Here is a 7,146-nt window from a genome sequence, read left to right as displayed (position 1 = left end):
CCCATGAGCGCGCGCTTCGGCGTCTGGCTGATGGGCGCGCTGGGGCGTCTGCCGCTGCGCTGGCTGCGCGCGCTCGGCTGGCTGCTGGGCCGCGTGCTGTTCGTGATCGCCGTGCCGCGGCGCAGGATTGCGTTGCGCAATCTGGAGCTGTGTTTCCCGCATCTTTCGGTCGCCGAGCGCACCACGCTGGCCCGGCGCAACTTCGTGGTGTTCTGCCAGACCTGGCTGGACCGCGGCTGGCTGTGGTCGGCGCCCGAGGCGGTGGTGCGCTCGCGCATCAAGCTCGAAGGCGCGCTGCACGAACTCGAGGGCGATACGCCGACCATCGTCTTCGCGCCGCATTTCTACAGCATGGACGCGGGCGGGCTCACGCTGCCGCTCAACACCACGCGCGCGTTCACGTCGATCTTTTCGACCCACCCCAATCCGACGATCGATGACTGGTTCATGGGCGGGCGCCAGCGCTTTGGCGACGTGCGCATGCTCAACCGTGCCGACGGCGTCAAGCCCATCATCTCCAGCCTGCGCCAGGGCGGCCTGCTGTACCTGCTGCCCGACATGGATTTCGGCAAGAACGACTCGGTGTTCGTGCCGTTCTACGGCGTCACGGCCGCGACCATTCCTTCGCTGTCGCGCTTCGCGCGCCTGGGACGGGCCAAGGTCATAGGCATGTACACGCGGATGACGCCCGAAGGCTATGTGGCCCAGATCACGCCGGCCTGGGAAGATTTCCCGACCGCGGATGCGGTCGCCGACACGGCGCGCATGAACCGCGAGCTCGAGAAATGGATCAACACCATGCCCGAGCAGTATTACTGGGTCCACAAGCGCTTCAAGACCCGGCCCGAGGGCGAGCCTTCTCTGTACATCTAGCCGTTCTAAGCTGCCAGCCTATCGTCGCTGAACTGCTGCTGCACGAAATGCTCTAGCTCGTCGATCACGCGCGCCGGGCGTTCGTGCACCACCCAGTGCGAGGTGTTGCGCAGGTGCTGGATCTGCAGCCGCGGCACCCATTCTTCGAGACCGTCAAGCAGCCCCGGGCGCAGCGCCGGGTCGCTCATGCCCCACAGCACCAGCGTGGGCACGTCGACGCGCAGCGCGGACGCGGGCAGCTGCAAGGTCGCTAGATGGTCGGGATCGCCCGGTGCGGGCGGAAACAGCGGGCTGGCCCCGTAGTAGTGGCAGGCGCCCTGCATTCCGCGCGACCAGTGTTTGCGGTAGCGGGCCTGCAGCTCGGGCGTGAGCCAGGCCGGCATCTGGCCGTCGGGTTGGGCGAAAAAGCCGAAAGCGCGTCGGAAATCATGCTCGGCAAGCAACTCGGGTGCATCTGCGCGGCGCAGGAAGCGCATGTAATCGCTGGCCCGGCGTTGTTCGGCCTGTTCGCGCAGCTCGCGCAAAAACGCCCCCGCGTGGGGGGCGTTGAGAACCATCAGGCGCTGCATGCTGTCGGGGTGCTGGCTGGCCACGCTCCAGGCCAGCGCGCCGCCCCAGTCGTGGGCGACCAGGCAGGCGAGCGGGGCGTCGGGGCTCTCGATGGCAATCAGCGCGCGGATGTCCTGCACCAGATGGCGCGCGTGGTAGGCCGTGACTTCGGTCGGGCTGCTCGACTTGCCGAAGCCGCGCAGGTTGGGCGCGACGCAGCGAAAGCCGCCGTTTTCAGGCGCGGAGAAATGCGTGAGCAGCGCATCCCAGATGAATGCGCCTTCGGGAAAGCCATGGAGGAACAGCAGCACCGGCTGGCCCGGCACGCCCGCGGTGCGGCAGCGCAGGGTGGTGCCGTGGGGCAGGACATGGTCGCAAGTCTGGATCATGGAGCTACTCTCTCGGTAGCCTCCAGCCTTGGCTGAACCTGCTGGAAGCTAGTTGGCCTGGGATTCGTCAGCGCTGTCCGACGCGGTGGACGGCACTGCGGGCGTAGCTGCATCGGGCGCCGTTGCGGGCACTTCCGGATGCGACCAACGCCATAGTAGCTGAGCCACGTCGTCCACACCCTGTTTCTTGAGCGCCGAGAACAACATTGCTTCGCCGCCACCGGCCTGCAGGCGCGCAATGGACAGCGCCTTGGCCTGCTCGGCGCGGGTCAGCTTGTCGGCCTTGGTCAGCAGGATCAGGAACTTCATGCCGTCTTCGACGCGCGGACGCACGGCTTCGAGCAGGGCCTCGTCGAGCTCGGTCAGGCCCAGGCGCGGATCGCACAAAAGCACGATGCCGGTGAGGCTGCTGCGGGTAATCAGGTAGTTGACCATCACCTGTTGCCAGCGTATCTTGTCCGAGCGCGACACTGCGGCATAGCCGTAGCCCGGCAAGTCGGCAAGCACGGCATCGGTGATGCCTTGGCGGCCCAGAGAGAACAGGTTGATGTGTTGCGTGCGGCCGGGTTTCTTCGATGCGAAGGCCAGCTGCTTTTGCTGCGTCAACGTGTTGATACAGGTGGATTTACCCGCGTTCGAGCGTCCGACAAAAGCAATCTCGGGGACGTCGATAGCGGGCAGATGGTGCAGTTGCGCGGCGGTGGTCAGAAAGCGCGCAGTGTGCATCCAGCCCATGGCGAGCTTGCCATCGATAACGGGAGAAGGCTTGCCCGCAGCCGGTGCGGGAGATGAGTTCGTCATGGGGGGTATCAATGCTTTGGAGCCTCATTGTAGAATTGTGCGGTTCAGTGCACCTAACAACAGACCCTCGATATGAAGTTGCTCGCCACTATGCTGATGGCTGCCTTTCTGGCAGCACCAATTCTCCCGGCCGTTGCGGCAGGAGAAAAGCCTGCGGCGCCGCAGGCGAACGCCAAGATTGATCTGGCGCAAGGAGCCGCAGGGTTTACTGCAGTATGCGCAGCATGCCACGGAGCGGATGGCAACTCGACCATTGTGGCTAATCCGGCCCTGGCGCAGCAGCATCCCGAGTACCTTGTCAAGCAACTGCAGGACTTCAAAAGCGGTGCGCGCAAGGACCCGGTGATGCAGGGTTTCGCCTCCATGCTGTCCGACCAGGAAATGAAGAACATTGCGGGCTGGCTCGCGGCGCAAAAGCCCAAGGGCGGCTTTGCGAAAGACAAGGATCTGGTCGTCATGGGCGAGCGCATCTTCCGCGGCGGCATCCAGGACCGCAACATCGCGGCCTGCGCCGGCTGCCACAGCCCCAACGGTGCCGGTCTGCCCGTGCAGTACCCGCGCCTGGCAGGCCAGCACGCTGACTACACTATTAAACAACTGGTAGAGTTTCGAGATGGCAAGCGGGGCAACAGCCTGCCCATGACCCAGGTGGCGGCCAAGCTCAACGACCGTGAAATCAAGGCCGTTGCGGATTACATCGCCGGCCTGCGTTGATGCGCTGAACGGTTTCAGCGGGTTGTCTGCCCGGCGTTGAATGGTTTCACGCCCGGCAGGGAACCAAACGCCAATCACAAACCCCAATGGGCGGGTCCATCCTTTGCTGAGGTGGTCCCGCTTTTTTGCTTTCGGGCTTTGCGTTATTTCTTCCATGTCAGATACCTCTTCCCGCGCGACTTCTTCCTTTGGCTCAAACGCTCGGCGCGCGGCCGTCGAGTTGCTGTCGTCGATGCGCTTTGCGATCGCCCTGCTCACGGTGATCTGCATCGCCTCGGTGATCGGCACCGTGCTCAAGCAGCACGAGCCGGCCGTCAACTACGTCAACCAGTTTGGCCCGTTCTGGGCGCAGCTGTTCCTGGCGCTCAAGCTCAATGCGGTATACAGCGCCTGGTGGTTTCTGCTGATCCTGGCGTTTCTGGTCGTCAGCACCAGCCTGTGCGTGGCGCGCAATGCGCCCAAGTACCTGGCAGACCTGCGCACCTACAAGGAAAACATCCGCGAGAAGAGCCTCGAAGCCTTTCGCCACCGTGCCCAGGCCGATGTGCGCGGCAACCCGCAGGAAGCAGCCCAGCGCCTGGGCAAGCTGCTGGTCACCGGCGGCTGGAAAGTCAAGCTGCAGCCGCGCGATACCGCCGCAGGCCAAGGCTGGATGGTCGCGGCCAAGGCCGGCGCGGCGCACAAGCTGGGCTACATCGCGGCGCACAGCGCCATCGTGCTGATCTGCCTGGGCGGGCTGTTCGACGGCGATCTGATCGTGCGCGCGCAGATGCTGTTCGGCGACAAGACGCCTTACACGGGCGGCGGCCGCGTGTCCGATGTGGCGCCCGAGCACCGCCTGTCGGAACGCAACCCCACTTTCCGCGGCAACCTGATGGTCGCCGAAGGCACGCAGTCGAGCACCGCCATCCTGAACCAGTCGGACGGCGTGCTGCTGCAGGAGCTGCCTTTCGCGGTGGAACTCAAGAAATTCATCGTCGAGTACTACTCGACCGGCATGCCCAAGCTGTTCGCCAGCGAAGTGATCATTCACGACAAGCACACGGGCGAGCAGACGGCGCAGCGCATCGAAGTCAACCATCCCGCGCATTACAAGGGCGTGGAGATTTACCAGTCGAGCTTCGATGACGGCGGATCGTCGGTCAAGATGCGCGCCGTGCCCATGGACGGCACGGGCAAGCCGTTCACGGTCGAAGGCATCATCGGCGGCACCAGCGAATTCACGCGCGCGGGCGCGGGCCGCGGCACCGCCGACGACACGCTGACGCTCGAATACACGGCGCTGCGCACCATCAACGTCGAGAACTTCGGCGCGGCCAAGGGCGCGAGCGCGTCGGGCACCGACGTGCGCAAGGTCGATCTGAAGTCGGCGATCGATGCACGCCTGGGCGCAGGCCACAAGACCACGACCGAAAAAGAGCTGCGCAACATCGGCCCCAGCATAGGCTACAAGCTGCGCGACGCTTCGGGCCAGGCGCGCGAGTACCAAAACTACATGATGCCGGTCGACACCGGCGACGGCAACCCGGTGTTCCTGCTGGGCGTGCGCGACAACCCGGTCGATGCCTTCCGCTTCCTGCGCGTTCCGGCCGACACCGAAGGCTCGATGGACACCTTCCTGCGCCTGCGCGTGGCGCTGGCCGACCCCGCGCTGCGCGAGCAGGCCGCGCGCCGCTATGTGGCGACGGCCGTGGATGCGTCGCGCCCCGACCTGCGCGAGCCGCTGATGCAGTCGGCGCTGCGCGCCCTCGAAATGTATGCGGGCACGACGGACGCTGCGGGCGTGAAGATCGGCGGCCTGCAGGCGATCGCGCGCTTCATGGAAGAGAACGTTCCCGAAGCCGAGCGCACGCGCGCCAGCGAAGTGCTGGTGCGCATTCTCAACGGCGTGCTGTTCGAGATGGCCCAGGCGCTGCGCGAGAAAAACGGCCTCAAGCCCATGGAAAACGACGCACAGACGCTGGCGTTCATGACGCAGGCGGTGTTCTCGTTGAGCGACGCCCAGTTCTATCCCGCGCCCATGACATTCATGCTGGACGATTTCACACATGTGCAAGCCAGCGTTTTCCAGGTCACACGTGGGCCCGGCAAGAACGTAGTCTATCTGGGGTGCCTGTTCCTGATTCTGGGGATCTTTGCCATGCTCTACGTGCGTGATCGACGCCTGTGGATCTGGCTGGCCCCCGCCGGCGAAGGCAGCAGCCACGCCACCGTGGCCCTTTCCACCAACCGCCAGACAATGGAAGGTGACAAGGACTTCGCCATGCTGACCGAAAAACTCATTGGGGCCAAGCCGATGGCGCGCCGCCCGGGAGATTCTGAATGACGACCGCAATGACCGACGCTTCCGAGACCATCACCCTGCATTCGGGGTATTTTTCACGCCGCAACTGGTTCGACTGGCTGTTCGCCGTGATCGTCGCCGCGGGCGGGCTGTTCGCGCTGCAGCGCTATGCGGACTTCATGGATGTCTATGAGAAGGCCATCCTGCTGGGCACCATCCCGGCCATGATCTGGCTGTGCTGGTTCTGGCGTCCGCTGCGCGTGCTGGTGCTGGCGGTGGCCGGCTGCTCGCTGCTGGCGCTGAGCCTTTATCAGGTGGATGGCGCGGGCAGCCTGGCCCAGGCCGACAGCGTGTTCGGCCTCAAGTACTTCCTGTCGAGCCAGTCGGCCATCCTCTGGATGAGCATGCTGTTCTTCATGAGCACCATCTTCTACTGGATAGGCATGTTCTCGCGCAACGAGGGCCGGACCATGTCGCTGCTGGGCTCGCGCATTGCCTGGGTGGCGGTCGCGATGGCGCTGATCGGCACCATGGTGCGCTGGTACGAAAGCTATCTGCTGGGCGCCGACATCGGCCATATTCCGGTCAGCAACCTCTACGAAGTGTTCGTGATGTTCTGCTGGATGACCGCGACGTTCTACCTCTACTACGAAGAGAACTACGACACCCGCGCGCTGGGCGCCTTCGTGATGCTGGTGGTCAGCGCGGCCGTGGGCTTTCTGCTCTGGTACACGCTGGTGCGCGAAGCGCATGAAATCCAGCCGCTGGTGCCGGCGCTCAAGAGCTGGTGGATGAAACTGCATGTGCCGGCCAACTTCATCGGCTACGGCACGTTCGCGCTCGCGGCCATGGTCGCGTTCGCCTACCTGATCAAGCAGCAGGCCGGCGAGACCCGCTGGTACAAGCTTGCGCCGCTGTGGCTGCTGGGCATCGTGCTGTGCTTCGAGCCCATCGTTTTCCGCCAGGGTGCGACCGAAAACGGCGGCAGCTACTGGACCGTGTACTTCGGCATTTCCGCGTTGATCGTCGCCGGCATCCTGCTGGCGCGCAAGCACATTGCGGCGCGCCTGCCGTCGTTCGAGATCCTCGACGACGTGATGTACAAGTCGATCGCCGTGGGCTTTGCGTTCTTCACCATCGCCACCGTGCTGGGCGCGCTGTGGGCGGCCGAAGCCTGGGGCGGTTACTGGAGCTGGGACCCGAAGGAAACCTGGGCGCTGATCGTCTGGCTCAACTACGCGGCCTGGCTGCACATGCGCCTGGTCAAGGGCCTGCGCGGCACGGTGTCCGCCTGGTGGGCGCTGACCGGCCTGGGCGTGACCACATTTGCCTTCCTGGGCGTCAACATGTTCCTCAGCGGCCTGCACAGCTACGGCGAATTGTAAAAGCACCCCCTGAGCGCCTTCGTGGCACGGGCCACCCGCGCTTCCCCCTCTCAACCTTCGGTGGAGGGGGGCGCCCGGCCAGGGACGGCAGCCTCGCTGCGGGGCGGCCCTTGCTCGCTGCCCCCATGCTGGGGCACGCCAGTTGCATAAG

6 protein-coding genes are annotated in these 7,146 nt (G+C 64.8%); 4 read left to right on the top strand and 2 right to left on the bottom strand.

The window, feature by feature from the left end:
• Positions 1-3 precede the first annotated feature (3 nt).
• Positions 4-873 (top strand): lysophospholipid acyltransferase family protein, encoded by an 870-nt coding sequence (locus KHY18_RS17060; protein WP_213302439.1) that lies wholly within the window; start codon positions 4-6, stop codon positions 871-873.
• A gap of 5 nt (positions 874-878) precedes the next feature.
• Here the strand turns inward: KHY18_RS17060 and KHY18_RS17055 are convergent, their stop codons facing one another.
• Complete coding sequence (locus tag KHY18_RS17055) at positions 879-1,811, bottom strand: alpha/beta fold hydrolase (RefSeq protein WP_213302430.1); 933 nt, start codon at positions 1,809-1,811, stop codon at positions 879-881.
• Positions 1,812-1,859: 48 nt separating this feature from the next.
• On the bottom strand, positions 1,860-2,612 hold the full coding sequence (yihA, locus tag KHY18_RS17050; RefSeq protein WP_213302428.1) for a ribosome biogenesis GTP-binding protein YihA/YsxC: 753 nt from the start codon (positions 2,610-2,612) through the stop codon (positions 1,860-1,862).
• Between the two features lie 72 nt (positions 2,613-2,684).
• On the opposite strand from yihA, the gene KHY18_RS17045 reads away from it, so the two are divergent.
• The 3 genes from KHY18_RS17045 to ccsB all read left to right on the top strand — a co-directional run bounded on the left by KHY18_RS17045 (position 2,685) and on the right by ccsB (position 6,995).
• Complete coding sequence (locus KHY18_RS17045; protein WP_213302426.1) at positions 2,685-3,326, top strand: c-type cytochrome; 642 nt, start codon at positions 2,685-2,687, stop codon at positions 3,324-3,326.
• Between the two features lie 154 nt (positions 3,327-3,480).
• Positions 3,481-5,652 carry a cytochrome c biogenesis protein ResB gene (locus KHY18_RS17040; RefSeq protein ID WP_213302423.1) on the top strand — a complete coding sequence of 724 codons (2,172 nt, stop codon included), beginning with the start codon at positions 3,481-3,483 and terminating at the stop codon, positions 5,650-5,652.
• 8 nt (positions 5,653-5,660) lie between these two features.
• Positions 5,661-6,995: a c-type cytochrome biogenesis protein CcsB gene (gene ccsB, locus KHY18_RS17035; protein ID WP_213302420.1), complete on the top strand. Its 1,335-nt coding sequence runs from the start codon at positions 5,661-5,663 to the stop codon at positions 6,993-6,995.
• Positions 6,996-7,146: the final 151 nt, after the last annotated feature.

The organism is Acidovorax sp. CCYZU-2555 (genome assembly GCF_018413525.1).
Taxonomy (GTDB): Bacteria; Pseudomonadota; Gammaproteobacteria; order Burkholderiales; family Burkholderiaceae_C; genus Comamonas.
The sequence above is the reverse complement of the archived record's forward strand: the minus strand, read 5'-3'. Positions and strand labels throughout refer to the sequence as shown.

Excerpts from the sequence above, each read along its gene's own strand:
- ccsB (WP_213302420.1), top strand. The coding sequence starts at position 5,661 with ATGACCGACGCTTCCGAGACCATCACCCTGCATTCGGGGTATTTTTCA.
- KHY18_RS17060 (WP_213302439.1), top strand. The coding sequence starts at position 4 with ATGAGCGCGCGCTTCGGCGTCTGGCTGATGGGCGCGCTGGGGCGTCTG.
- KHY18_RS17040 (WP_213302423.1), top strand. The coding sequence starts at position 3,481 with ATGTCAGATACCTCTTCCCGCGCGACTTCTTCCTTTGGCTCAAACGCT.
- yihA (WP_213302428.1), bottom strand. The coding sequence starts at position 2,612 with ATGACGAACTCATCTCCCGCACCGGCTGCGGGCAAGCCTTCTCCCGTT.
- KHY18_RS17055 (WP_213302430.1), bottom strand. The coding sequence starts at position 1,811 with ATGATCCAGACTTGCGACCATGTCCTGCCCCACGGCACCACCCTGCGC.
- KHY18_RS17045 (WP_213302426.1), top strand. The coding sequence starts at position 2,685 with ATGAAGTTGCTCGCCACTATGCTGATGGCTGCCTTTCTGGCAGCACCA.